General features: G+C 49.4%; 20 protein-coding genes, 1 tRNA gene and 1 pseudogene. 13 read left to right on the top strand and 9 right to left on the bottom strand.

The features are described from left to right. The first annotated feature begins 24 nt into the window (after window positions 1-24). Window positions 25-1230: an NAD(P)/FAD-dependent oxidoreductase gene (locus IPN28_03450; GenBank protein ID QQS57890.1), complete on the top strand. Its 1206-nt coding sequence runs from the start codon at window positions 25-27 to the stop codon at window positions 1228-1230. A gap of 12 nt (window positions 1231-1242) precedes the next feature. Then, the gene (locus IPN28_03455; protein QQS57891.1) at window positions 1243-1974 is read left to right on the top strand and encodes an rRNA pseudouridine synthase; all 732 of its coding nucleotides are present in this window, start codon (window positions 1243-1245) and stop codon (window positions 1972-1974) included. 2 nt (window positions 1975-1976) lie between these two features. Here IPN28_03455 and IPN28_03460 read toward each other — a convergent pair whose 3' ends face one another. Next, window positions 1977-2429, bottom strand: coding sequence for a hypothetical protein (locus IPN28_03460; protein ID QQS57892.1), 453 nt, complete (start codon window positions 2427-2429; stop codon window positions 1977-1979). A gap of 421 nt (window positions 2430-2850) precedes the next feature. After that, window positions 2851-3660, bottom strand: coding sequence for a 23S rRNA (guanosine(2251)-2'-O)-methyltransferase RlmB (gene rlmB / locus IPN28_03465; protein QQS57893.1), 810 nt, complete (start codon window positions 3658-3660; stop codon window positions 2851-2853). Window positions 3661-3761: 101 nt separating this feature from the next. On the opposite strand from rlmB, the gene IPN28_03470 reads away from it, so the two are divergent. Further along, window positions 3762-3847: transfer RNA gene (locus tag IPN28_03470), tRNA-Tyr, on the top strand. Here the strand turns inward: IPN28_03470 and IPN28_03475 are convergent. Then, a pseudogene (locus tag IPN28_03475) lies at window positions 3819-5354 on the bottom strand (recombinase family protein). The gene IPN28_03470 and the pseudogene IPN28_03475 sit on opposite strands and share 29 nt — an antisense overlap. Next, entirely contained in the window at window positions 5351-5644 is a 294-nt protein-coding gene (locus tag IPN28_03480) for a hypothetical protein (GenBank protein ID QQS57894.1), read from the bottom strand. Before IPN28_03480 ends, IPN28_03475 begins: the two are co-directional and overlap by 4 nt. A gap of 429 nt (window positions 5645-6073) precedes the next feature. Between IPN28_03480 and IPN28_03485 the strand changes: the two genes are divergently transcribed. The 4 genes from IPN28_03485 (at window position 6074) to IPN28_03500 (ending at window position 9099) form a co-directional block, all read left to right on the top strand. Beyond that, window positions 6074-6562: a hypothetical protein gene (locus IPN28_03485; GenBank protein QQS57895.1), complete on the top strand. Its 489-nt coding sequence runs from the start codon at window positions 6074-6076 to the stop codon at window positions 6560-6562. A gap of 94 nt (window positions 6563-6656) precedes the next feature. Continuing rightward, on the top strand, window positions 6657-6956 hold the full coding sequence (locus IPN28_03490) for a DUF3768 domain-containing protein (protein ID QQS58523.1): 300 nt from the start codon (window positions 6657-6659) through the stop codon (window positions 6954-6956). Between the two features lie 659 nt (window positions 6957-7615). Continuing rightward, the gene (locus tag IPN28_03495; GenBank protein QQS57896.1) at window positions 7616-7894 is read left to right on the top strand and encodes a helix-turn-helix transcriptional regulator; all 279 of its coding nucleotides are present in this window, start codon (window positions 7616-7618) and stop codon (window positions 7892-7894) included. Continuing rightward, window positions 7891-9099, top strand: a complete 1209-nt coding sequence (locus IPN28_03500) for a type II toxin-antitoxin system HipA family toxin (GenBank protein QQS57897.1) — start codon at window positions 7891-7893, stop codon at window positions 9097-9099. The genes IPN28_03495 and IPN28_03500 overlap by 4 nt, the downstream gene beginning before the upstream one ends. A gap of 475 nt (window positions 9100-9574) precedes the next feature. On the opposite strand, the gene IPN28_03505 is transcribed toward IPN28_03500, so the two are convergent. Both IPN28_03505 and IPN28_03510 read right to left on the bottom strand, forming a co-directional pair. Next, window positions 9575-11764, bottom strand: coding sequence for a copper-translocating P-type ATPase (locus IPN28_03505; protein QQS57898.1), 2190 nt, complete (start codon window positions 11762-11764; stop codon window positions 9575-9577). After that, the gene (locus tag IPN28_03510) at window positions 11761-11985 is read right to left on the bottom strand and encodes a DUF2933 domain-containing protein (GenBank protein ID QQS57899.1); all 225 of its coding nucleotides are present in this window, start codon (window positions 11983-11985) and stop codon (window positions 11761-11763) included. The genes IPN28_03505 and IPN28_03510 overlap by 4 nt, the downstream gene beginning before the upstream one ends. Window positions 11986-12589: 604 nt before the next feature. Here IPN28_03510 and IPN28_03515 point away from each other — a divergent pair. The 6 genes from IPN28_03515 (at window position 12590) to IPN28_03540 (ending at window position 20430) form a co-directional block, all read left to right on the top strand. Continuing rightward, a complete protein-coding gene (locus IPN28_03515; GenBank protein ID QQS57900.1) occupies window positions 12590-13888 on the top strand; it encodes a TolC family protein in 1299 nt (432 codons plus the stop codon). Next, window positions 13888-14847 (top strand): efflux RND transporter periplasmic adaptor subunit, encoded by a 960-nt coding sequence (locus tag IPN28_03520; GenBank protein ID QQS57901.1) that lies wholly within the window; start codon window positions 13888-13890, stop codon window positions 14845-14847. The genes IPN28_03515 and IPN28_03520 overlap by 1 nt, the downstream gene beginning before the upstream one ends. 2 nt (window positions 14848-14849) lie before the next feature. Continuing rightward, window positions 14850-17987: an efflux RND transporter permease subunit gene (locus IPN28_03525; GenBank protein QQS57902.1), complete on the top strand. Its 3138-nt coding sequence runs from the start codon at window positions 14850-14852 to the stop codon at window positions 17985-17987. A 4-nt stretch (window positions 17988-17991) separates the two neighbouring features. Next, entirely contained in the window at window positions 17992-19161 is a 1170-nt protein-coding gene (locus tag IPN28_03530; protein ID QQS57903.1) for a hypothetical protein, read from the top strand. Between the two features lie 438 nt (window positions 19162-19599). Next, entirely contained in the window at window positions 19600-19905 is a 306-nt protein-coding gene (locus IPN28_03535) for a hypothetical protein (GenBank protein ID QQS57904.1), read from the top strand. A gap of 24 nt (window positions 19906-19929) precedes the next feature. Then, entirely contained in the window at window positions 19930-20430 is a 501-nt protein-coding gene (locus IPN28_03540) for a hypothetical protein (GenBank protein QQS57905.1), read from the top strand. An 82-nt stretch (window positions 20431-20512) separates the two neighbouring features. Here the strand turns inward: IPN28_03540 and IPN28_03545 are convergent, their stop codons facing one another. The 3 genes from IPN28_03545 to IPN28_03555 all read right to left on the bottom strand — a co-directional run bounded on the left by IPN28_03545 (window position 20513) and on the right by IPN28_03555 (window position 24721). Beyond that, window positions 20513-21784 carry a relaxase gene (locus tag IPN28_03545; GenBank protein ID QQS57906.1) on the bottom strand — a complete coding sequence of 424 codons (1272 nt, stop codon included), beginning with the start codon at window positions 21782-21784 and terminating at the stop codon, window positions 20513-20515. Continuing rightward, window positions 21781-22161: a plasmid mobilization relaxosome protein MobC gene (mobC, locus tag IPN28_03550; protein ID QQS57907.1), complete on the bottom strand. Its 381-nt coding sequence runs from the start codon at window positions 22159-22161 to the stop codon at window positions 21781-21783. The genes IPN28_03545 and mobC overlap by 4 nt, the downstream gene beginning before the upstream one ends. A 268-nt stretch (window positions 22162-22429) precedes the next feature. Continuing rightward, window positions 22430-24721, bottom strand: a complete 2292-nt coding sequence (locus IPN28_03555) for a fused MFS/spermidine synthase (protein QQS57908.1) — start codon at window positions 24719-24721, stop codon at window positions 22430-22432. Between the last annotated feature and the right edge of the window lie 225 nt (window positions 24722-24946).

A 24946-nucleotide genomic window follows, 5' to 3' on the forward strand; every position in this document is an offset into this window, starting at 1 on the left:
CCCGTAATCCTGTCTATTGGCGCGATGAAAACGGCGGATGTCATAATTATAGGGGCAGGGGCGGCGGGCCTCATGTGCGCGGGTGAGGCGGCGGCAAGAGGCCGCACCGTCAGGGTCATCGAGCATACAGGTAAAATTGGTGAAAAAATCCGCATTTCGGGAGGAGGGCGCTGCAACTTTACAAACCTCCACAGCGGCCCGGAAAATTTTATTTCTCAAAACCCCCATTTCTGCAAATCGGCCCTCAGCCGCTTCACGCCGCAGGATTTTATCGAGATCGTAAAACACCACGGCATCGCCTTCCACGAAAAACCCTATGAGGATTACGCCGACCAAACCGCCCGCGGCCAGCTTTTTTGCGACGGCTCCAGCAAACAGATCATAGATATGCTCATCAGCCGCTGTATCGACAACGGCGCAGTCATCGAAATTCAGACCAAAATCAAATCCATAAGCAAGAACGGCAAAACCTTCCACCTTAAAACCGATCAGGGCGAATTCGAAAGCGCGTCTCTGGTGATCGCCAGCGGCGGCCTTTCCATTCCTAAAATCGGCGCAAGCAACTTTGGGTATGAGCAGGCTAAAAAATTCGGGTTGGAAATCGTCCCACCCCGCGCGGCGCTGGTGCCGCTGACCTTCGATCAAAAAACATTGGAACGCACCGCGCCGCTCTCCGGTCTTTCGATAGATGCAAGGGTATCGTACGAAAAAACATCGTTCCGCGAAGGCTTGCTCTTTACCCATCGCGGCCTCTCCGGCCCTTCGATTTTGCAGATTTCTACTTACTGGGAGGAGGGAAAAGCCATCACCGTCGATCTGATTCCTGAAAAAGACGCCCTTGATTTTCTGAAAACGGCGCGGAAAAATTCCCCGAAGCAAAAACTACGGACAATTCTGTCCGACCTTCTGCCGCAACGCCTCGCACATCTTCTGGCCGAAGAAAGCGGCCACGATGAACGGATGGCTGATCTTTCGGATCCGAAGCTTGCGGAAATATCGGCGCTCGTCAAAAATTGGAGCGTTCTTCCCGCTGGCACCGAAGGATACCGGACGGCGGAGGTAACCCTGGGCGGTGTTGACACCAGCGCGATCTCCTCGAAAACATTCGAGGCGAAAAAAATTCCGGGTCTTTATTTCATCGGCGAGGTTCTGGATGTCACCGGCCATCTGGGTGGCCATAATTTCCAGTGGGCATGGGCATCGGGCTGGTGCGCCGGACAGGAAGTCTAAAAAGGAAAAAACATGACAAAGGAAAAATCAGTGCGGCTGGACCGCCTTCTCTCCAATCTCGGCTACGGCAGCCGCAAGGAAATGACCATGGCCGTCAAGAACGGCTGGGTCGATGTGGACGGGCAGCGCATGACCGACCCCGGCTTTTCCGTGGCGCCGGAAATGGTCCGCGAAGGCCGCGTCCTGCTGGACGGTGAAAAGCTTGACCCCCTGCCGCCTTTGAACATCATGCTCAACAAGCCCGCGGGCGTGACCAGCTCGCATAAAGACCCCGGCAAGGTGGTTTATGATCTGCTGCCCGAACGCTTCGCCCGCCGCAGCCCCAAGCTCTCCATCGCCGGACGGCTGGATAAGGACAGCACCGGGCTGGTGATCCTGACCGACGACGGCGACCTGCTCCACCGCATCACCCACCCGCGCCGCCACGCAAAGAAGCATTATCGCGTGACCCTGCGCGACCCGCTGAAGGGCAACGAGGCGGAGATTTTCGCACGCGGCGATATGATGCTGGGCGGGGAGGATAAACCCCTCAGACCCGCGCAATGGACGCCGGAAGGCAAAAAGGCGGGCGTCATGATTCTGGAGGAGGGCCGTAACAGGCAAATCCGCCGGATGTTCGAAAAACTCGGCAACGAGGTGGTCACCCTCCACCGCTTTCAGGTCGGAACCCTCACCCTCGGCGAACTCGCAGAGGCAGAGTGGCGGGGCTTAACCGAGGCTGATTTGGAAAAACTGACAAGTTAGTCTTAATTATCAAACCTGTTGCTGTCCGGAAAAGTTTCTACACCTAGACTAACCGACATATCCGCCATTTTCCCCAATAATTCGGGAGCCAAAGTATCACCTTGGTTCCTTTTTCCGGGCAAATTAACGATAAGCATGACCGTGCCTCCCTCAGAGACTATTTGCCTAAAAAAATCCCTGAAATGGGCATGAAGTTTTACGACCATTTTACCCATCATTTCAAAGAAACGCACATCATCGAAGAAATCCTCGACGTAATTCCAGCGCGTGTCCCGGGCAATACCCATCTCTGTTCCCTTGGGCGTAAAACTCATCTTTCCGGCCATAAATGAGGTATAGGGCTGAATTCCAATCGCTCCCAGCGTACGTGTAATCACATCCGGATCCATGTCGGGGTGAATGATTAAAAGCGTAATGCTGTAAGTGTGTTTAACTCTGTCGTCGTCTTCAGACATCAAATTCCTCAATCCCCTTACCACAAAAAAAGAGACCCCGGCGATAAACACTGGGGCCTTTGAGGTTGGGGTGATAAGCTAACGAAATTACCAGATAATTTCGCTAGCAGCGGGTTGAAACTATTTACAGGATGCAGACCCCTCTTGTCTATGATTATTTTTAGGGATACGCACGGTAATTTTTTTTGTCTTCCGCACAGCCGCCATCTGCACGACAAGCGCGGCAGAAAGAACGAAAACTGTTACGGCGATAAACATTTGAAACCCTTTCGAAACGGCCCCTTTAGCGGAGGCGCTCATTGTTATTCTTACTAAAGACAGTGTACCAGCTTCGTTTCCCGTCTGTCAAAATTTTAAATGTTTTTTAGGGGATATTTTTCCCTTGACAAAAACACCCGAAAAAAGCGGCCAAATCAGCGGGTTATATTCTGGAAACCGCGTAGAAAGCCACCGCCGCCGCGTTCGAAACATTAAGGCTCTGGATGGGTCCGGAGGCCGGCAAACGGCATAAAACATCGCAGTTTTCACGAATCAGGCGCCGGATTCCCTCGCCCTCGGACCCCAGAACCAGCACGATTTTGGCCGAATCACCGCGTGTCGTCGGCAGTGATTCGCCGATGTCCTTCTCGCCCCGCTCATCCAGCCCGACGACCCAGAAGCCGTCTTCTTTGAGTTCCTCCATCGCCCGCGACAGATTCGTGGCATTAACGATCGGAAGATGCTCCACCGCCCCGCAGGCCGTTTTGGCCACCACGGCATCCAGCTCCGGCGCGTGCTTTTTCTGCTGAATCAGACCGTTCAGGCCGAACACGCAGGCGCTCCGCAGGATAGCCCCCAGATTATGCGGGTCAGTCACCTGGTCCAGCATCACCAGAACCGTGCGTGGCCGCCCCCGCGCCGCGATCAACAAATCAATAAGGTCGTGTTCCTCTAGAGGCGCGGCGCATAAAGCCACCCCCTGATGCACCGACCCGTAAGGCAGGGACTTATCGATCAGGGCTTTGTCCACCGTTTCCGGCTCCGGCCGCTTCAGCTTCTTCTCCCTCGCCTCGGCCAGCGTGGCCGCAAACCCGCCCGCCGCCTGTGGCGTGAGGTATAACGCCTCGATCACCCGCTCAGGGTTCAGCCACGCCTCCCGCACGGCATGAAACCCATAAAGCGTAGGCTTGCGCTTGAGTTTATGCTCAGACGGTCGGTTCTTTTGAGGCTTAAAGCGTGTATCTTTTTTCATGCGGGGACAATTGCACACTTGACATCAAAAGCAAAATCTCTTTTGTTCACGGGACACTATTTTGAAGCGGGCTTGTCATTCAGGCAGTCCCGTTCCAGCGTGGAAGGGTGGCCGAGTGGCTAAAGGCAGCAGACTGTAAATCTGCCCTCTCCGGAGTACGTAGGTTCGAATCCTACCCCTTCCACCATTTCCTTCCTCCCCAGTGACAACTCCTGTAAAAGCCTGACGGGCAGCGAGGTTTCAGCGGTTCGAAAACCCGTTTTCTTGTCATAGGCCAGTTTGTTGGTAAAGGTGAGTTTTATCACGGCGCGTTTGTGTTCGAGGTTGCCTTTAGCCCATATTTTCTGCGGGTTTGAGAGGAAAGAGAACGCGGTTCGAAAGGTTTCATCGAAGGAAGCCAGCGGGCGACCGCATTGCGCGATTTTTTCATCCAGCCTGATCTTCTCTTCCTCCAGCATTCTGATCTGGTTCTCATAGGCGGCGATCAGTGTAGGATTTTCATTCTGTGCAATCCGCTGGAAAAAATGAACGCTCTTGCGGTCAAGCAGGAGTGCTTGCTGGCGCAAGGTTTCCGTATCTGTCTTAACCGCCTCGCGTTTGGCATTCCAAAGGTCCGTAAACATGGCGGCAGCCATAAAGAACACATGCTCCGAAGGCTTCAGATCGGCAAGCAGGCTCTCAAAATCGCCTTCGACCTGTTCACGGCGTATGGATTTCCCGTCACGTTCACAGCCTTTGGTCCTACAGAGGTAGTAAGGATGCTTGCCATTGCGTCCCGTGGACCAGCAAGCGGCCATCGGCTTTTCACAGCAGGCGCATATGACGAATCCTCTTAACGGGAAGTCCTCATTGATATTCAGCTTTGCAGGGGCTTTGGCCTGCCCGTGGAGACGGTCTTGTATCTTGCGGTAGGTCTCATAGCTGATAAGGGGTTCGTGCTTGCCCTTAACCATCGACAACCCCCATTCGGGTTTGTTGATGTAGCCAGCATAAAAAACACGATCCAGTATATCCCTGACCTGTGAGAAATAGATTTTGCCTTTGCGGTCGCGCTGAAAATGCGGCGTACCCATAAAGAAATGCCGCAGTTCAGAAATCGTTTCAAACCGACCGCAGGCATATCCTTCCAGCCCCTCGGCAATGATTGAGGCGAGAGGCTCATCCCGCACCAGAATTTTCCCGCCGGAGCCTTTTTCCTTGGTGTAGATGTAGCCGGGGACCGGATAAAAGGTCCAATAACCATTTTGCATTCGGGACATCATCCGGTTTTTGACCTGTTCAGCATTTTTCTCGCGCTGGTGCGCGGCCACAGACGCCAGCAGATGCTCGACCAAACGGCTGTCAGAATCCTCACCAAATTCGATAGAGGGGCTTTCTAACTTGCCGCCCGCATCGGTAATAGAGGCCCGCAAGCGGATGTGGGTTTCAATGTCCCTGGCCAGCCTTGAGATGTCGTCTATGATAACGACAAATTGCTCGTGTTTATGTTTCTTGAGATAGGACAGCATCGCTTTTAAATTCGGGCGATCCAAGAGCTTGCCCGACAAGCCTTCGTCCCGAAACACGTCGATAATTTCATAGTTCTTGTGCTTGGCATAATCACGGCATCGTGTTTCTTGGGAGGCAAGGCCATTTCCTTCAGTGACCTGCTTCGCCGAAGAAACCCGCGCATAGATGACAGCTTTTTGAATCATGGGTTATTCTCCTGTGTTTCCACGCCTGCGGCGGCGCAGAACGTCTCTTTCATTTGGGGATGATTAATGTCTACCACATTGCTCAGAATTTGCCGAGGTATATTGATCGTTCTGGGCCATGTGTTGATGATTTTTTGTGTCCGTGCCACTTGCACAGGGTGCTGATTAAAAGCCGAGGCCACGCATTCGCGCAAAATGCCCCATGCGAAGGCGATGATTTCATCTTCATGGTCTTTGGCAAGGCCAAGGGGACGCAGGAACGCTCTGTATTTTTCCGTGTCTGGTTGCATGAGTCTCTCCTGTGCAGGCAAAATCTTTTGCCCGCATGGTGTTGTGTTTCTGATTTTTTGAATTGTACCAACGCCAAAAGCCGCCCTTGGGCGGCTTTGCGATTATTTGTCTGATGATACATTGGTGGCGTGTATGAACATACAGATATCAAAATCCGATCAAAAATGCCAGAAAAAATGGCGGCTGACAGAGTCACATCTGCGCCGACCTTGTATAGTCCAGCCTTGCAAAACTTCGTAAAAATCTAAGCCCTCGTAAGACCGTCAGGGACTATGCCTGCCTTTTCGTGTTTGACGATGGAGGCTGGGCGAAGGCGGCGCAAAAGCAATAGCGCGGCCCGCTCCGAAACTCCGTGTTGGCTATTGCTTTTGCGCCTGGTGCCCTTCGCCCGTGTGGCTCTCCATCAACACAAAAAGGAGGCACACGCCATGAATACGATCCGATATTTTCACGACCTGCATACGGTGGAGGACATTAAAATCCGATACCGCGACCTTGCCAAAGCTCACCATCCCGACCTTGGCGGCGATGAAAACACGATGAAAGAGATCAACGCCCAGTATCAGGCGGCTCTGAAATCCTGCCACGGTCAGCGCACCGAAGAGCGCGAATACACCTACAAGGCCGACATCGAACAGGAACTCATGGACAAGCTGTTGGAGCTTCTCAAACTCCGCAATCTGGACATTGCCCTGATCGGGTACTGGATTTGGGTCTCCGGCGATACCAAGCGCAACAAGGACGCCCTGAAATCCGCAGGGCTGCAATGGAACCCGCAGCGCCGCTGCTGGTACTACAAACCCAAAGACTGGCGGCGCAGTTTCAAGAGCAACGGCAGCTTTCAAGACCTTGCCCAGAAATACGGCTATCGCGGCTATCAAACCGCCGAAACTGAAAACCTCCCCGCTGCCGTATAGGCGGGGACTTCCCCTTAACCCTGATGTTTAACCGATGGAGATAACCATGAATACGATAATTGCTAAACTTAACGACCAGTGCCGCCAATATGTGATGATGCCCATTTTTGGTAAACCCGACGTGCCGTGCCGCATCTGCATGACAAGCGGCATTATGGCGCTCTCGCCCGAAGACCAGATCATCATTGTCGCAAAAGTACGGGCCTATGATGACTTTACCGAGGACAATGATCCGCACGGCGAACATGATTTTGGGAGCTTCAAGCACAATGGTCTGAGCATCTTCTGGAAGATCGACTATTACGATCTCAACCTGAAATACGGCAGCGATGATCCGGCGGATGTTACACAAACCATCCGTGTCTTGACGATCATGCTGGCCGAAGAATATTGATCTGCCGATCCTCGACAGGCGGTTTCAGGGCAACCAGAAACCGCCTTTTCCTTATCCTGCCACAAAAGACAAAAGCGGTTCGCAGAACTCCCTCAGGGCAGGGGTTCGCCGCCTCAAAAACCGCCTCCCCACGATCCGCAAGCTGTGTGGTGTATTACACCACGCTTGGCAAGGGGAAGGAAAAACCTCCCCCGTTGCATCCCCCTCCCGTGGCGCTCCCGTTCATCACTCTTGCGCCATGCACCGTCTGGCCGTTGCATCACCAGTCAGGGGAACCTTCAAGCTCCCCCGATACCCCCATGATGATGTCATCAAGACCAAGGAGCCTTCGTGCCCCTTGGAACCCAGACCAACCGTCCGCCGATTGGATACGCGCCAAAGGGCATTCCATAGCCCCTGTGGAACCCTCGACCGATTGTTCCGGCACTGGCTTCGGGCAAAGGTTTAACCTTATGCAATCCCTTCTTTCGTTCATTAAAAAATTCGCTATATCTATACCATGAGTATAGATATTCGGTTCTGGCCAATCTGAAGGCATACTTTGGATTAGACGGAAATTATGAGTTATAAAATGTCGTTTTATAACTCATAACGTCCCTATGTCTTAATATATGCAAAAACATATTTACTTTTCCGCGTATATGTATTAACATATAACCATGAGCGGTATCATAGAACAGCTAAAATCCGCCCGCCGGCAGCAGGGCATGAAGCAATCAGAGCTTGGAGAGAAGCTCGGCTTGCCCCAAAGCCATGTCTCAAAAATTGAGCAGGGAGCGAACGATCCACGCCTATCGACCGTCACGGACATGGCACGGGTACTGGATCAGGAATTGGTACTGATCCCGCGCCAGATGGTTTCCGTTGTCCGTTCATTGCTGAAAGGTGAAGGGGAGGATGAACGCCGTTTCCAGCCTGATGAGGGAGAAGATTCATGACCAGTCTTTTGCGCGTCAGTCTGAATGACGATCCTATTGGAACGCTGACCTTGTTGCCCAGCGGCGGCGTGTTCTTTGCTTTTGATGAAGCCTATTTGAACGCTGCCAACCGCCCCGTTTTAAGCCAGTCTTTTTTCCGGCCATCCGGGGAAATTATCCCTGAAAGCAAATCTTCGGCTGGAAAATTGCCGCCGTTCTTTTCTAACCTGTTGCCCGAAGGTCATATGCGGGACTATCTGGCGCAGCGCGGTGGGATCAAGCCTTCTAACGAATTTAAGCTGATTGAGCTACTGGGTCAGGACCTGTCCGGAGCGGTGATCCTCACCCCATTGGAAGGGGTTCCTGTTGATGTGCCATCGCCAGAAGAAGCAGAGGCCAGTAAAAACCTTCACCCTTTAAGGTTCTCTCTGGCAGGGGTTCAGCTTAAATTCTCCGCGATAGCAGAGCGGCGCGGAGGTTTGACCATTCCCGCCAGCGGTATGGGGGGTGACTGGATTGTTAAACTTCCAGCCCAGAATTACGCCCATGTGCCTGAGAATGAATATGCCATCATGGACTTGGCAGCGCGTATCGGTATCCCCGTGCCAGAAACAAAGTTAGTGCCTTTGGCTGAGATTATCAATCTGCCAGAAATGGGTATTCTGGCAGGGAAACGGGCATTGGCTGTCAAGCGCTTTGACCGTACCCCCAGTGGGAAACGCATCCATATAGAAGATTTTGCCCAAGTTTATAATATTGCCCCTGATAAAAAATATGAAGGGGTGAGTTACGGCAGCCTTGCAGGGATGGTCTGGACGCTCACAGGCGAAGCAGGTCTGACGGATTTTATCCGCCGCCTGACATTCTGCATTGTCACGGGCAACGGCGATATGCACCTGAAAAACTGGTCTTTCATTTATGAAGACGGCAGAACCCCGACATTCGCCCCTGCCTACGATCTGCTTTCGACCATTCCATATATCCCGCAAGACGGTCTGGCGCTTAAATTGTCCGATACCAAGGACATGAAGTTAATCGGCATGGAGCATTTTAGAAAGCTGGTGAAGAAAGCCGGAGTGCCTGAGCATATTGTACTACAGACCGTGCGTGACACCGAGGACGCAACTCGCACGGCATGGGCAGAGCATGGCAAGCACTACGATCTTCCCGCAGACATCAGTGACAGTATTCAGAAGCACATGGATGATGCGGACATCAGCGACTAACCAACGTTCCTATAATTCCATTAAAAAGATGCTGATTTAAGTAGTGTGGTTACCAAAAACCCACGGAATTTAATACTGGCTTAAATTTTTAGCAGCTTGTATGAAAAGGTCTTTATCAGGCTGCAGATTCATAACTTACGTAGGCTCCATTATATGCAATTTTTCGGCTCACGCGCTCTTTAATGGCGATCTTGCGGCCTTGAAACGCATGGGTGTCGAGACAACGTATGAAGTCCTGCTCAATGCCAAAACTTCTGCCATACATTATGCCAAGAATATTCTTCTGGATTAAGTAATGCCCAGTATTACCGTTTGAAGACCGATGCCAAAAAGCTGGAGCAAAATTATAGATGTCCACGCTTTCGTGTTCTGGCCCGCATCAACGCTCAATTAAAAGAGTTTATTACAGTTATCCACGATGACATTGTCGATCAAAGCCTTGTTCGTCCAAACACTCATTTATTTAGCTAAAATCTCAAATTTTTATAAGCTTCAAGCGAAGCGCGTTTCCGATGACAGAGACTGAACTAAGGGCCATGGCTCCGGCAGCAATCTCTGGAGAGAGTAAAATGCCATAAAACGGATACAGGATACCAGCGGCTATCGGAACACCTGCAAAGTTATAAACGAAGGCAAAAAACAGATTTTGGCGAATATTACTCATCACGGCTTTTGATAATTTATGGGCTTTTGTGATGCCCATTAAATCGCCTTTGAGCAAAGTCACGCCTGCGCTTTCCATCGCTACGTCGGTTCCCGTTCCCATCGCTATGCCAATATCGGCCAAAGCAAGGGCAGGAGCATCGTTCGTGCCGTCCCCCGCCATTGCAACAACAGAGCCTTCATTCTGGAATTTTTTGACAATGCGGGCTTTATCTTCTGGTAAGATTTCAGCCTCTACATCCGTAATGCCGAGTTGCTGCGCCACAGCTTGAGCTGTCGTTTTATTATCGCCTGTAAGCATGATGACACGGATTCTAGCCTTTTGAAGAGCCTTGATAGCGTCAGGCGTTGTTGCCTTGATCGGATCGGCAATCGCCAAAAGGCCAGCAGGTTGAGACCCAGCAGCCATAAAAATCACGGTCGCACCACTTGTTCTTAACTCGTCGGCCTTTGATTTCAGAGTGGAAACATCAATCTTCAAATCATCCATAAGTTTGCTGTTTCCAAGTGCAATGGATTGACCTTCGATTTTGCCCACAACACCCTTGCCTGTGGGGGAGTCAAATTCCGATGCAGGTTGCAAGATAATCCCTTTTTCTTTCGCTGCCGCGACAATCGCATTGGCTAAAGGATGTTCACTGCCTTGTTCAAGCGATGCCGCCCATGACAAAAGCTGATCCTCTGCATAGCCTTCCTTGGCAACAATCTTGGTTACTTTAGGTTTGCCCTCGGTCAGCGTTCCGGTTTTATCCACCAAAAGCGTATCAACCTTTTCCATACGCTCTAAGGATTCAGCATTTTTGATAAGAACACCCGCCCGCGCCCCACGCCCGACACCCACCATGATGGACATCGGCGTCGCAAGCCCAAGCGCACAAGGACAAGCAATGATGAGAACACTCACCGCCGCAATCAGGGCATAACTGAACGCAGGAGAGGGGCCGACAAGCAGCCATAGCACAAACGCTAAAACAGCAATCAAGATGACAGCAGGCACAAACCATGACGCCACAAGATCAGCCAAACGTTGAATCGGTGCGCGGCTGCGCTGCGCTTCGGCAACCATGTGAACGATCCGCGCCAGCATGGTTTCTTTGCCAACGTGTTTTGCCACCATAATGAAGCTGCCCGTCTGGTTCATGGTGCCACCAATAACGGCAATGTCCTTTTCCTTCATCACAGGCATGGATTCACCTGTGACCATGGACTCATCAACCGCACTGCGCCCTTCAATGATGACGCCATCAACCGGAACAGCCTCGCCCGGACGCACCCGCAAATTATCTCCGGCCTTTACATCTTCGACTGGGATGTCTTCTTCGGTTCCATCTTTGTTGATACGCCGCGCGGCTTTCGGGGACAAGTTCAATAGGGCGCGAATAGCATCCCCTGTCTTTTCCCGCGCCCGAAGCTCCAAAACCTGACCCAAAAGCACAAGGACTGTGATAACCGCTGCGGCTTCAAAATAAACCGGAACAGAGCCATCCGGCCTTTGAAAATCGGACGGAAAGAGTTGTGGCAGGAGTGTGCCAACAACGCTGTAAACCCAAGCAATGCCCGTACCAATGGCAATCAGGGTAAACATATTCAAATTGCGCGTGACAAGGGATGACCAACCACGCTCAAAAAAAGGCATACCCGCCCATAAAACAACAGGCGTTGCCAGTGCAAACTGAACCCAGTTTGACCTACTTCCCATGAGGAAATGCCAATCCATGAAATGTGCGCCCATTTCCAGAAAAAACACAGGGAGCGTGACGATCAACCCAAACCAGAAGCGGCGCGTCATGTCCGTTAGTTCGTGGTTTTCTGCCTTCTCACCTGTGACCATTTCAGGCTCAAGAGCCATACCGCAAATAGGACAGGTTCCGGGTCCCTCTTGACGGACTTGGGGATGCATCGGACATATATAGATAACACCCTCACCATCAACAGGAAGGGAGGATTCTATGGCTTTATGTTTATGCTCGCTGTGGCAACAATGCGGTTTTTGCTCATTCATTTTTTATCATCTTGCTTGTGATTGTGATGACCATGACCAAAAATATGCATCAATGGACACGCAAGCAAGAACAAGTAAGGGAGGGCCAGAGCAAGATGCGCGAGATGAACGGTCAGCAAATAGTAGCTTACCGCAGCCAAGATTATCGTCAAAATAACACCGCGCCACGACAGATACCACTTCACAAACCCTTTGGCTTTGCAGTTTTCTTTGTGTTCCATAATATCCTCATGTTTTGGTTATGTTACTGTTTTTGACACTAACATATTCGCTGCTTTGTGATTCTAAGATTACATATTTTTAAGTTCTTATAAAAAAGTAACTTTCAAAGGTATTGGCTCGAATAAGGTTATTATTGTTTTAAGTCTTTACATGCTATATTTTGGATAGAATGAAACGCACCGTGATATTATGGCTGGCTTTGGTGTTTTTGGGGGTCTGTGTGGCTCCCATGGAGGCTATGGCGCATAATGGTGAACACGAAGAGGTCTCTACTGAGAGCGTCTATGCAGGTCCAGCGCACTCAGAACCATCGGTTTCTTCTAAAGCAGATAGCATAAAGTCTTTCGTTTCTGCCCCGTCCGAAACTTTCACAAAAAGAAATTGTAACGGCACATGCTGCGGCATGAGCCTTTGCTGTATGTCAGGTGTAATTCCTAGCAGTGGCTGGAACCTCTTTCCAAACCAAGAGCGTCAGGTGTTAATTTTTAATCAGCAGGCCATGACGCAAGGCCCACTTTATCCTCTTTTGCGCCCCCCACGTCTCTCAGTCTGAAATTTTTGAGCAGCTGATGGCTTCGTCGTTTACGGATGTATCGCATCCGTATGGCAAGCAATCCCGATAATCAAATTTCTCATGCGGAGATTTTTATGAACTTGAGAGCAGTAGTATGCCTTCCGGCTATCGCGATTATATTTGCCAGCCCAGCGCAGGCTAAGGAAGACCAAAAAAAGATTACTTTGGGTGATTATGTTCAGCATGTTGCAGAACATAGCCCGGAAGCCGCCAATATCATGGCCGACACATTGCGTTCTGAGGCGGACGTTGTTGAATCCATTCAATGGAATAATCCTGAAATTCAGATTGATTCCACGGTTGCCAAAGATAATGCTGGCCGCGATCTTGAAATAGAAGTGGAACAACCTTTGCGCGGTTCTGATTTCGGCGCACGGCTTGGGTTTGCACAAGCTGTGCAAACACTGAAAGAGCCTGAACAAAAGGCCCGTTTGCTTGATTTGTCTCATCAGGCAACGCGTGCATACATGGATTTATGGCTGGCACAGGAAAAAGTTAATCTTTTGAGCCGCATCGTGAAAGATGCAAAAAGGCAATCCAAGACCGTCATAGATGCCGCCGCGCAGGGCTTAACCGACAAGGCGGAAAGCTCAATTTTCACAACAGAAGCCGAAGAACTTACTTTGCAGCGTTCAGCCCTTGCGGCAGAGTATAAGAGATTTCTTATCGCTTTTGTCAGATTATCCGGCCTGTCTTCTGGGAACTATGTTCTTGCAAAGCCAGAGCAGAAAATCTTGCCAAAAAGTGCAGGTGAACTTCTGTCATTGTCGGAAAATGAATCTTCCGTAAAAGCCATCCTTTCAGGCCGACAAAATGTTGCAAGCCAACGTATGGCGGTTGCCAAGGCTGATGCAGCCCTGCCGGAAGTGACGCCGCGTGCTGTCTTGAACCGGAATTTCTCGGAAGACAGCACAGCGATGTCTTTTGGGGTGCGTTTCGCGCTTCCTGTCTGGTCGCAAAATCAGCCTGAAATCTTAAGAGCCAAAGCAGATTACCAATCCACCTCTGCGGCACTGCAAGCCTTATCGGAAAATGATTTTCCTTCTGTTCTGGCTCTTGCATGGGAAACGGCAAAGGAAAATCAGAAAATTGCTGATAAATATGAAAAAGTAGTCGTGCCATCATGGCGCAATGTTCAGAAATTAACAGAGAACAAGTTAGGGCAGGGCCAAGCTAGCGTTTTTGATCTGTGGAAAATACGTGCCCGTGTTCTTGAATCAGAAATGCAAGCTCTTGAATCCAGACGCAGTGCCGTTGAATCCGTTCTTAGTCTTGAAAATTTAAGCGGCACGGCATTTTCAGACTCAATCGTTAAAGGAGATAAATAATGCAACCAAATATTTTGCTTCTATTTGCTGCGGCAATGACTTTGTTTTCTGCCCCTGTTATGGCGCACGAAGGACACGGTGATACAAGTACCTTTACAAGCGGTACAGGACCAGCCAACGCACCAGTGACCTTGACCGATGAGAGCATTGCCAATCTTGGTGTTAAAACCATTCCAGCAGCTTTAGAGCCTTTGGCTGAAATAATTTCTCTTCCGGCAGTGGTGACACTTCTCCCTGAACAACAAGCCTTTATTACAACGCGGTTCGATGGACAGGTGCGGGATATTAAGGTCAAGGCCGGAGAAAAAGTTACAAAATGGCAAGATTTGCTTGTCGTTGAACCTTTGAATGTCGGGGTGCAACTCGTGACACTGAAATCACCCATCAGCGGCACAATCATCCGGCAAAATGTTGTGATCGGCCAGCCCGTATCTTTTGAAAGCATCCTTATGGAAGTGGGGGATAATTCCCGCATGTTGGTCAAAGGAACACTTTATGAAACTTCAACTTTATCACGTCTCAAAGCGGGCCAGAAAGCCTCAGCAAAAATTGGCATCTATGACAATAAAACCTTTGAAGGCACTTTGGAGCGGGTTGATGCTGGCCCGGAAACTGAAAGCCGTGCCTTACACACCTATGCCATATTTGATAACGCTGATGGCGCATTGCGCCCAAATTTGCGCGGAACGCTCAATATTGAGATAGGCGGTGAAGACACACCCACCATCGTCATTCCAGCCTCCGCCGTTCTCGAAAACAATGGCACATCCTTCGTCTTTGTGCGGGATGGTAATAATTTTGAAAGACGGGAAGTCGCACTCGGAAGAAAAGAAGGGGACAAGGTCGAAATCATCAGCGGTGTTCTCCCTGATGAGGATGTTGTTTTTCAAGGCAATTACCAAATCCAGTATTTGAAACCCGCTGCCAAGCCTGTTACCGCGCACACGGAAGGACATTAACCATGTTTGATATGCTGATTGGATTTTCACTTAAAAATCGACTGTTTATTGTCGTTTTGGCACTCGTCATTACGGTCTATGGCTTGCTGACCCTCAAACAACTCCCCGTTGATGTATTTCCTGACCTGAACAGGCCCACCGTCACGATATTCAGTGAAGCCGAAGGTCTGGCACCGGAAGAGGTTGAAACACTTGTCACACTACCCATTGAGACCGCCATGAACGGTGCAAGTGGTGTGATGCGGGTTCGCTCTGCGTCCGCCATCGGTCTCTCTATGGTCTGGGTTGAATTTGACTGGAATATGGATGTCTATAAGGCTCGTCAGATTGTGGCAGAAAAACTGCAACAGACAACCGAAAATTTGCCGCAGAATGTTCAACCTGTGCTTGGCCCTGTGGCCTCAATTATGGGAGAAATCATGCTTGTGGGTCTGTCCTCAGAAGATGGCACGGTTGATCCACTGGAATTGCGAAGTATTGCCGATTGGACACTGCGCCCACGTCTGCTGTCGATCCCCGGCCTATCGCAAATAACGGTCATTGGCGGTGACATGAAGCAATATCAGGTTTTGCTTGATCCCGAAAAAATGCTCTATCACGATGTCACGTTGGAAGATGTAAAAACCGCCCTTGAAAACGCCAATGTCAATTCGACGGGCGGGTTTTTGTTTGAATCCTATAAAGAACGGCTAATCCGTAACATCGGGCGCATCAAGAGTCTTGATGATATTCGGCAGGCTGTATTGCCAAAAAGTGTGAAGAATGACGCCCCTGCTTTATCTGTCGGCGATGTTGCAGATGTAAAAATCGGCGGCCCTATCGGTAAGCGCGGAGATGCAGGAATTGGCGGGAAGCCGGGGGTTATTCTTTCCATTCAAAAGCAACCGGGCGCAGATACGATTACTCTGACAAAATCCATTGAGGCAGAGTTAGACCGCATTTCCAAGGAATTACCCAAAGGCGTTACGCTTCATAAAGATATTTTTACGCAAGCCCGTTTTATTGATCGTGCCATTCATAATGTTTTGGATGCCTTGCGGGATGGGTCAATTCTTGTCGTGATTGTCCTGTTCCTGTTTTTGCTGAACGTACGCACGACATTCATTACCGTGACGGCTATACCTTTGTCTTTGATTATCACGGCCCTTGTTTTCAAAGCCTTTGGGTTGTCGATCAATACCATGACGCTGGGCGGGCTTGCTGTGGCGGTGGGGGAGCTGGTTGACGATGCCGTGGTTGATGTCGAAAACGTCTTTCGTCGCCTCAAAGAAAACAGCAGAAACCCAAATCCCAGACCTGCCAAGGATGTGATCCGCGATGCCTCGGTTGAGGTCAGAAGCTCCATCGTGTTTGCAACCATCATCGTGGTTCTTGTCTTTGTGCCTCTTTTCGCGCTGGGCGGGATTGAGGGACGTATTTTCATGCCTCTGGGAATTGCCTATATCGTCTCGATTTTTGCCTCATTGTTGGTGGCAGTCACACTCACGCCTGCATTGTGTTCTTATCTTTTGTCGGCAACAAAAAACAACGATACCCATAGCGATAGTTGGCTTGTTCAAAAGCTAAAGACTTTACAAAAAAAGGCTTTGGCTGCGGCTCTCGAAATACGCTGGGCAACTTTGGGCATAACGGCTCTGGCTTTTGTCGCATCGTCTTTATTAACATTTACGTTTGGAAAAGAGTTTTTACCGCAATTCAATGAAGGCAGCGCCACGATAAACCTTTTGTCTGCTCCCGGTACATCACTGGCAGAGTCTGACAGAATAGGTGCGATTGCAGAAAACCTAATTATGCAAGTCCCGGAGGTATCCCTAACAGGGCGGCGCACAGGACGCGCAGAAATGGATGACCATGCCGAAGGGGTCCATTCCTCCGAGATTGAGGTGGAATTTAAGGATGATGGACGCGCCAGAGCCGAAGTGCTTGAGGACATCCGCCATCATCTTTCAACTATCCCTGGCATTGTGGTGAACATAGGACAACCCATTTCCCATCGCATAGATCATATTTTATCAGGAGTACGGGCACAGATTGCCGTCAAGATTTTCGGCGAAGATTTGGTTGCCCTCCGGTCTTATGCGGAAGAAACACGCAGTGTCATGGCAGAGGTCTCCGGCGTGGTTGACTTGCAAGTGGAGCAGCAAGTTACCGTGCCGCAACTTCATATCAATATCGACCGTGCAAAAGCACTCGATCAAGGTGTCATGGCCGGAGAGATTGCCGATATGAGCGAACTGGCCTTGCAGGGAAAACGTGTCGGGCAGATTGTTGAAGGACAGCGTATTGCCGATATGGTTATGCGTTTGAACGATGATAGCCGCGCCAGCATTGAGGCTATTGCAAATATCCCGATGGATACGGTCAGAGGCACCACAGCCCCCTTGGGCTTGATTGCTGACATTCAAAAAGGGGAAGGACCAAACATTATCAACCGTGAAAACGTGCATCGCCGCATCGTCATTTCCGCAAACGTGGCCGGACGTGATTTGGTCAGTACCGTCAATGAAATACGAAAGACCATTGATGAAAAGGTTCATCTACCACAGGGCTATTACATTGTTTATGGCGGTCAGTTTGAGTCTCAGGAATCGGCATCCAAACTGATTTCAATTTTGGGGCTTGTGTCACTCATCGGTATGTTCATTGTCCTTTATAGCCACTTCAATTCAGCAAATCTTGCCCTACAGGTGATGATTGGTATTCCGCTTGCTTTCATCGGAGCCGTGATCGGCGTTTGGCTCACAGGCGCGGTGTTTTCGATTGCGACAATGGTGGGTTTTGTCACACTCACGGGTATTGCCGCCCGAAACGGGATCATGATGATTTCCCATTATCTCCATTTAATGCGAGAGGAGGGTGAAGGCTTTACCCTCGACATGCTCTATCGCGGTTCGCAGGAACGGCTTGTGCCAGTTCTGATGACAGCACTGACGGCTTTGATGGCCCTTACGCCTCTCATTATGGCAGCCGCAGAGCCGGGCAAAGAAATTTTGCATCCGGTTGCCGTTGTTATTTTTTCCGGTCTTCTGACCAGCACCATTCTGAATCTTGTGGTTACACCGCTTGTGTTCTGGATGTTCAGTCGCAAGACCATCTCGCGTTTAATACCTCAAACCCTCAACCACGAAAATCAGGAGTAAATTTATGAAAACATTATTATTAACATTTTTAGTCGGAACATCCTTATCTATGGCTTCACCCGTCTTTGCACATGGCGATGAAGATGTTAGCAATCCGGCCCACGAGCATGAATCTTCTGAGCAAGAAAGCTCGGCAGCATCAGGCAGCATTTCTAAACTGGAAAGCGGTTATGCCGCCTTGGCAGACGTTGTTAAGGGCGGTAAATTCGATCAAATCCACGAATTGGTTGAAGGTATTGAGCCAACTTTAAAAGCACTGGCAGACACGCACAAAGATGATGCCACCATTACCGGAGCAGTAACACAGCTTGCAAAAGTTCTCACTGATTTGCATGAGGCAGGCGATGCCAAGGATGCAGGCAAGGCAGAAACAGAACTGAAAAAGCTGGAAAGCGGCATAAAACTTCTCAAGGCCCGTGTCCCGGCAGAAGTGGATCATGAAAGTCATCATACAACAGCAAATAGTCTTCATGCCGAAGCGGTAGGGCTGGATACACTTAAAAGCGGTCAAGAGAGCACACTCACACTCAAGCTGACCGATGCAGAAGGTAAGCCAGTTACAATGACTGGTCTTGAAGAGGTTCACACCAGAAAAGTACACCTGCTGATCGTAGATGATACTTTGAGCGATTATCATCATCTTCACCCAACAGAAGGTGCTGAGGCCGGAACCTATATAACGCCTTTCACTCCGAAAAAAGAAGGAGCATATAAGGTTTGGGTCAATGTCGTACCAGTCGGCATGAGCCAGCAATATATCCCTGTTGAACTAAAAGGCGAAAAACCATGCGCCGAGTCCTGCATTGAAAAGACTGTCATAACCGAGGGAGTACAAGATGGCTTGAAAGCAAGTCTTTCTTTTGAAAAGCCGCTTATGGTCGGCACTGCTGATTTGGGTAAAATTAGCATCACGGACAATGACGGAAAGCCTGTCACAGACCTTGAGCCTGTCATGGGTGCTTTTGCTCACATTGTCGCCTTTTACGATGACTTTGCCACCGTGGCCCATGTGCATCCGATGGGCGAAGAACCCAAAAGTGACGATCAACGCGGCGGTCCAGAATTATCATTTCACTTACAACCAGAAAAAGCAGGTTTCTTGAAAATCTACGTTCAGGTTAAACGTGGCGGGAAAGACATATTCATTCCCATGGGCGTAAATATTGAAGGATAATAATATGGCTTTTCCTGCAATTTCTTAAGATTTTGCAGGGAAAATGCCAAACTGCTTCGACACATCGGAGGCATAATTCTCATGAAAGCAGTAATCCTGCCCGTGTATCCGTGACCAGACGCAGTGCGCGTGTCTGCGCCCTTGCTTTTCATGGAAGACAATTACACGCGGCTGTCCCTTTAAGCCCAACCTATCTTCCATCTCTGAAATCGCCTGTTTAAATGCCTCTATTGCCAGAGAGAGTCTAGCCTATACGGATTTGTGATCAAGCTGGAACAATTAGCGCGTGACAAATGTGCAACAAGCAAAAAAGAAAATTAGAGGCTTGCTGCGGAATTTTATTGCTGGATAAGTATTTTTTTATACGTTTCATTATCCAGTTCGTAAAGTCTATCCAGTTCGTAAATTCATAGTATGTAAGCTTTAAGGGTCTTTTGAATGTTCTCAGATTTTTTTGCCGCGCTCCGTATTGCGATCCCGCCTCCGAGAAAACAGGAAGGCGACCTTGTAGACATACTCATGAATCCTAAAATATCCCAGAAAAATAAAGCTTGGACACTTTATCTTGCAGGTGTAACCGATGAGCAATTAGATGAGTTATTCGAAGAAGTCCTAAGAAGAGAAAATCCCCACCTGGATTTTAAAAATGATTTTTGGAAAGATGATAAAATTGTTAATGAGATACTTGAAGAGCTAGACAAAAAGGTTGCTGCAAGGGAACTAGCTGCAAGAGAGCCTTCTTAGTTAAAAGTGATTTTTAAATCTAAAATGTGCCAAGATCGAGAAACAGCCAGAAAGTTAGAAGAGCTATTTCATTCAGGCGTTTGGAAAGCCCTTTGTGAAACAAACTTAGATGAAACAAGAGAAATCGCTTTCGACCCAACCTCCTATGATGGCGTAGTAAATGGTATAGCCTACTGTCTTTTTCATCAGAATAAGCATACGCTACACGATCAACTCAGAACCAGAAAAAACCTAACAGCACAAGACATAGAAGACTCCCTTCGGCGGTTTCGTGGGCGTCATTTGGGGCCGCAGGCTAAAATAAACAGAGATGAATTGAGGTCTTCAGCCAAGCAGCTTTTAGAAAAAGTAACTTTCCAGAAAGTTAAAAATACACGAGAAAATCGTTCTTTAAAGGAGAGGCTTCACGACTTTAAGGAGCGGAGTTTATCAACTGAAAAAATAACAAAGATAGAGTTAATTCTTCGCATAATTGGGTATGTAGCAACAGGCATTATCGCTGTAACGGCATTTTTTGGTCTATAAAAACTTTCTTTTTAATGTTGAAAGCCTTTTATTGAACACAAGATTAATTTTGAAATTTCAATTTTCCAAGAGTGGCGAATCATCATTGGCTTTCCATATCCTGTTCGTATCTGCGGTTTGACGTGCCCTGAAGAAGTATAAATTCCTTCATCTCCCCATACCGCGCCATATCCTGCCGCAGGTTTTGCATACTCCGGTAATACGCCGTGCGGTTTTGTTGGATTTTGGATTGCAGGCGCTGGCGTTCTTCAAGCTGGCGCAGGATCAGGGCTTGCTTTTCTGCGAGGTCGCGTGAAAGGGCATTCTGGGCTTCGATCTCATTTTCCTTGTAGATTTTTTGGTATTTTCTCGTAAAGCGATGCCACAGGCCAAACAACCCGCGTGGCAGGCGGTCCATTCTGGCCTTGTCCTCCTCTTGCCTGCGCATGGTTTGCTGACTGTCCAGCGTTTGCCGTGCGGCGCGGTGATGGTCGCGCATGGTTTGGGCGGCGTGTTTAATGGGCTTGAAGTCTTTTTCTTTCTTGCGTTGAAGCTCGGTAATATACTCGCGGAGCTTCTCGCTCATACCCTGTGCGATTTCAGATTTGACCTCGTGCAGGGAGGGCAAAGTTTCCGCATTCCCCAGCCGTTCTTGCAAAAGCTTCGGCTTTACCCCCGCCCAGCGGGAGAGAGAATAGATTTCCCCTTTATAATCCACGGCGACAAACCCCCGCCGTTCGCCTCGTGCCAGCCAGAAACCATGCGCTTTCAGGGCATGGGTGAAGGCCTTTGCACCGTCAGAGGATTCCCACGCCCGAATAAACATGCTTTTCAAAAGGCGCGGGTCTTCATCCGTCCGTTTGGCCTGTTGCCATTCCTCCCGCGTGAAGTTGAGCGGGTTCCGATAGGCTTTATCAATAAACCCTTGTGGAATCTCCCAGCCCTGATTCAGATACATCTCTTTTGAAAGCTCATTAAGTTTGCGCTTATAATGCGGCAGGTTAATCGCTGTCATGGTCTGCGGATCAATCCTTGACCAGACGCAATGAGCGTGTCTCCGACCCTCTTTCTCGTGGAAGACAATCACGCGGGGCTGGCCCTTCAATCCCAGCCTGTCTTCCATCTCTGCAATCGCCTGTTCAAAGGCCTCTATGGGAACATCCGCCTTGTGCGGCGGGTTGAAGGACACAGAAAACATATATTGCCTGCATTTAGTGCCGCAGGAAGAGGCTTTAATCTCCTGAAACGCGCCATGCACGGTATCGGAGACAAAACCTGAGATTTCATGGACTTCAACGTGATCGTTATCTTGTGTGTTCAGCAAATGACGGGCCAGTTGTCCGGCTCCGCTGCGCTGGTTGCCTTCAAGAATCATGGGCGTCCTCCGTTTGATAGCCCTAAGGCCTGTATCAAAAGATCACGTATCAGGAGGATGGCTGTGCAGGCTTCCTTTATCATCTCCTCAGTCTCAACCGAGACAATCAGAGAGCCTGTGTTCAGGCTTCTGGCAATCTGGTTCAAATTGCTGGCCATCCGAGAAGCCCCGAGAAGGGCAAGTATTTGCGCCAAGGGTTTATGATCCTTGATGGGGGCTTTGAGGCGGTGCTTTCTGGGACAGGGAGCCAGAAGCACAGTGCAGCGAATATACTCGCTCAAACTCATGGAGCCAGCGTTCTGGGCAATCTGCGCCCGTTCCTCCGGCGTCAGACGCAGAGAGATCGTGCAGCGGCGATGTCTGTTGTTCTGTGGCATGGGGTTTAAGTCCTTGCGATCAAGTACAGGATAGCGTCACCGCGCCAGAAAGCTGGGCGGGGAACGATCATCCTGTGGTGATTGGAAAAATAAAAAGCCGGACCTAGGGGCAGGTCCGGCGCAGAAAATTCTATAAAAGTGATGGTTCGAAGGTTTATGACGGTCCAGAACAAACTTCAGGAAACCCCTTGAAAACCTTCTCCCATTCCTCTAAAAGCGAGAAAATCTGGTTCGTCAGGTGGGGGGCGATGTCCACCATTTCTTTCCCCTATTCACTTTTTCTCCCCAGTACTGACTTGATCATATCCTGATTTTCTTTATCGGCGTTTCTGGCTCTGCGCAAAAGCTGAGCGGCTTTGCCGTAGGAAAGCTTTTGGTTGTCGTCAGTGATTAACTCACCAAGGGCACCATATTTTTTCATTTGGTCGCGGTAGAGCACCACGGCCTTCACTATTTGCTCTTTTGTGAGTAGTCGCTGGATTTTTGTGCGCTCAAGCCCTGGCCAATTTTCACCCAGATTGCCATTATCATCCATAGACCCCAGAAGAATACCGGTGCCGGAAGCCGGATCGTTCCAGAGAATTGCATTTGGAAAAACCGTCTGGAAAGTCTTAGCGATCGATGCGCTGTATTTTGCCGGAACCAGATGGTAGGGAAGCCACTGGGCAATAATGCCGTTCGGTGTCATTTTGCTGCGGGCGAGTTGATAGAATTCAAGAGAGTAAAGAGCATTCACACCCGCGAAAGTCGGAGGCATCGGTTCCAGCGTAATTACATCGTATATCTTGTTTGTTCGTCTCATATAAGACCGCCCGTCCATAACGATAGGGTTAACTCTCGGATCGTTGAGAACACTCTCGTTCGCGGTGAAATAGTCGGCCAATTTATAGACATTCTGATTAATATCCACGATACTGAGACTGTTCGGGTTCTCTTTCCGTACGGCGTTTGCCGTTTGTCCCGTTCCAAAGCAGATGACCAGAGCGTTCTTCGGGTCGGGATGGAGGAGCATGGGGAGATGTCCCATCCAGTCCATATATTGCCCGGTATAAGCCATACCCTTAACCTCGACCGATCCCGCCTGTTCAGTTGTAGAAAATCCGTCGATAAAGAGAATTCTGCGCCCTCCCTGATACTCGACCGCAGAGATTGTCGAATCCGGACCTTCATAAAACTGGATGATTTTTGTCGGAATTCTAACTTTAAAATCGGAGGCGCCCTGAACCCTTGTTCGGCCTAAACCCGATTCGAAAAAAAACGTCAGGCCGAGGGAGATCGCAACTAAGGCTGTGAGATTTATACGTGATTCCTTTTTTGTTAGAGCGATTCCAACCGCCCCCACAAGCAGCCCGGCAATCCATGCGGTTCGGGCCAATCCCAGATTGGGCAACAGAATCCAACCTGCGGATAGCGCACCCAATATCGCCGCAAACGAGTTGAGTCCGTAAAGTGCCCCCCATTTCCAAGGCCTTTCTTGAGCGTCAAGAACCCAGGGAAGAGAAAGTCCCAGAAGCAAAACAGGTAGTCCGATCACGTACAATGTCAGGAAAAACCACTGAACGAAAATAATGATTTCATAGTGAGCGATAAGCTTCACATACAAATCAAAACGCTCAATCAAAGGGGTGGCAAGTAAAATTGCTATTCCTGCCCATCCTAATAAAGCGGGTAAGGACACATTCCTTCTTGTGGATATAAACGGAACAAGCCTGGCTCCCAATCCAAGAGACACGAGAACACAGGCCAGCATGATTGCAAAAGCATCTGTTGTGCTCATGAAGGCAGCGGTCAAAGATCGAAACCAGGCCACTTCAAGCATAAAAGTCGCTGCGCCTGTCGCAAATACGACAATCATAGCCTTGGGAAAGCTAAGTTCAAGATATTGAGCGGGTTTTGGGTTTGTATACGGGTCGGCGGCAAAACTCTTTCCCCCCATAACTATAGCTATGAGCCCAACGGTAAGATTAATAGCTGAGTTGAGCCAAATAGTATGCAACAGGCCCAGGGCAGGAATAAATAAAAACGCCGACAGGAGGGCGCCCACCGCCGCGCCTAAAGTGTTCATTCCATAGAGCGTTGCTATCGGGATTTTCGTTTGACGCGCCATAAGCCCTATCACCGGAACGGTCGCACCAAGACAGAGCGTTTGTATGCCTAAAGAAAGAGTAATGCCAAGCAAATAGAACGCAGGAGCCATATCAGGCGCCGTCTGATAAACGGCGATGTCTAAACGTTCTATATAGGCAAACGATGCATTTAAAGAAAGTCCGGCCAAACCGACGGCACATTCAATCGCTCCGTAAAGCCGCAACGGTTTTATGCTTTTTATGCGCTCAAGAATGCAGCCTGTAATAAGGGCTCCTATGCACATTCCGCCCATCGTGACGGCAAGTGTAACCGCAGTCCCCCAAGCCGAAACGCCCAAAGCAAGAGACGCCTTAAGTTGCCACAAAACCTGCCAGGACAGTGCGGCCAACCCTGATAGCGCGACCAGAAGCGTTATAATATTTTTTGGGGCATGATCCGCGGTAATACAATCGTTAATGTGGAGCTTTGGCAAGTTGATTTCCTGTCGATGTGTGTTTTGCGGAGTCCTCGGGGCGAATTGAAAATACGATCCTAACGCCCGAAGCTTTGCCTTCTAACCCGCTTAACTGAGCGCAGCCAAGTATTTATCTTATAAGGGTTTGACAAACACAAAGACAATTAAAATTATCTATGTAAACCTTTCGCTTAAGTAGACTAGAATACACAACGCGCAAAGACTGTCGTGTCAGGCAAGCCG

Source organism: Alphaproteobacteria bacterium, assembly GCA_016699735.1.
Taxonomy (GTDB): domain Bacteria; phylum Pseudomonadota; class Alphaproteobacteria; order Micavibrionales; family Micavibrionaceae; genus JAGNKE01.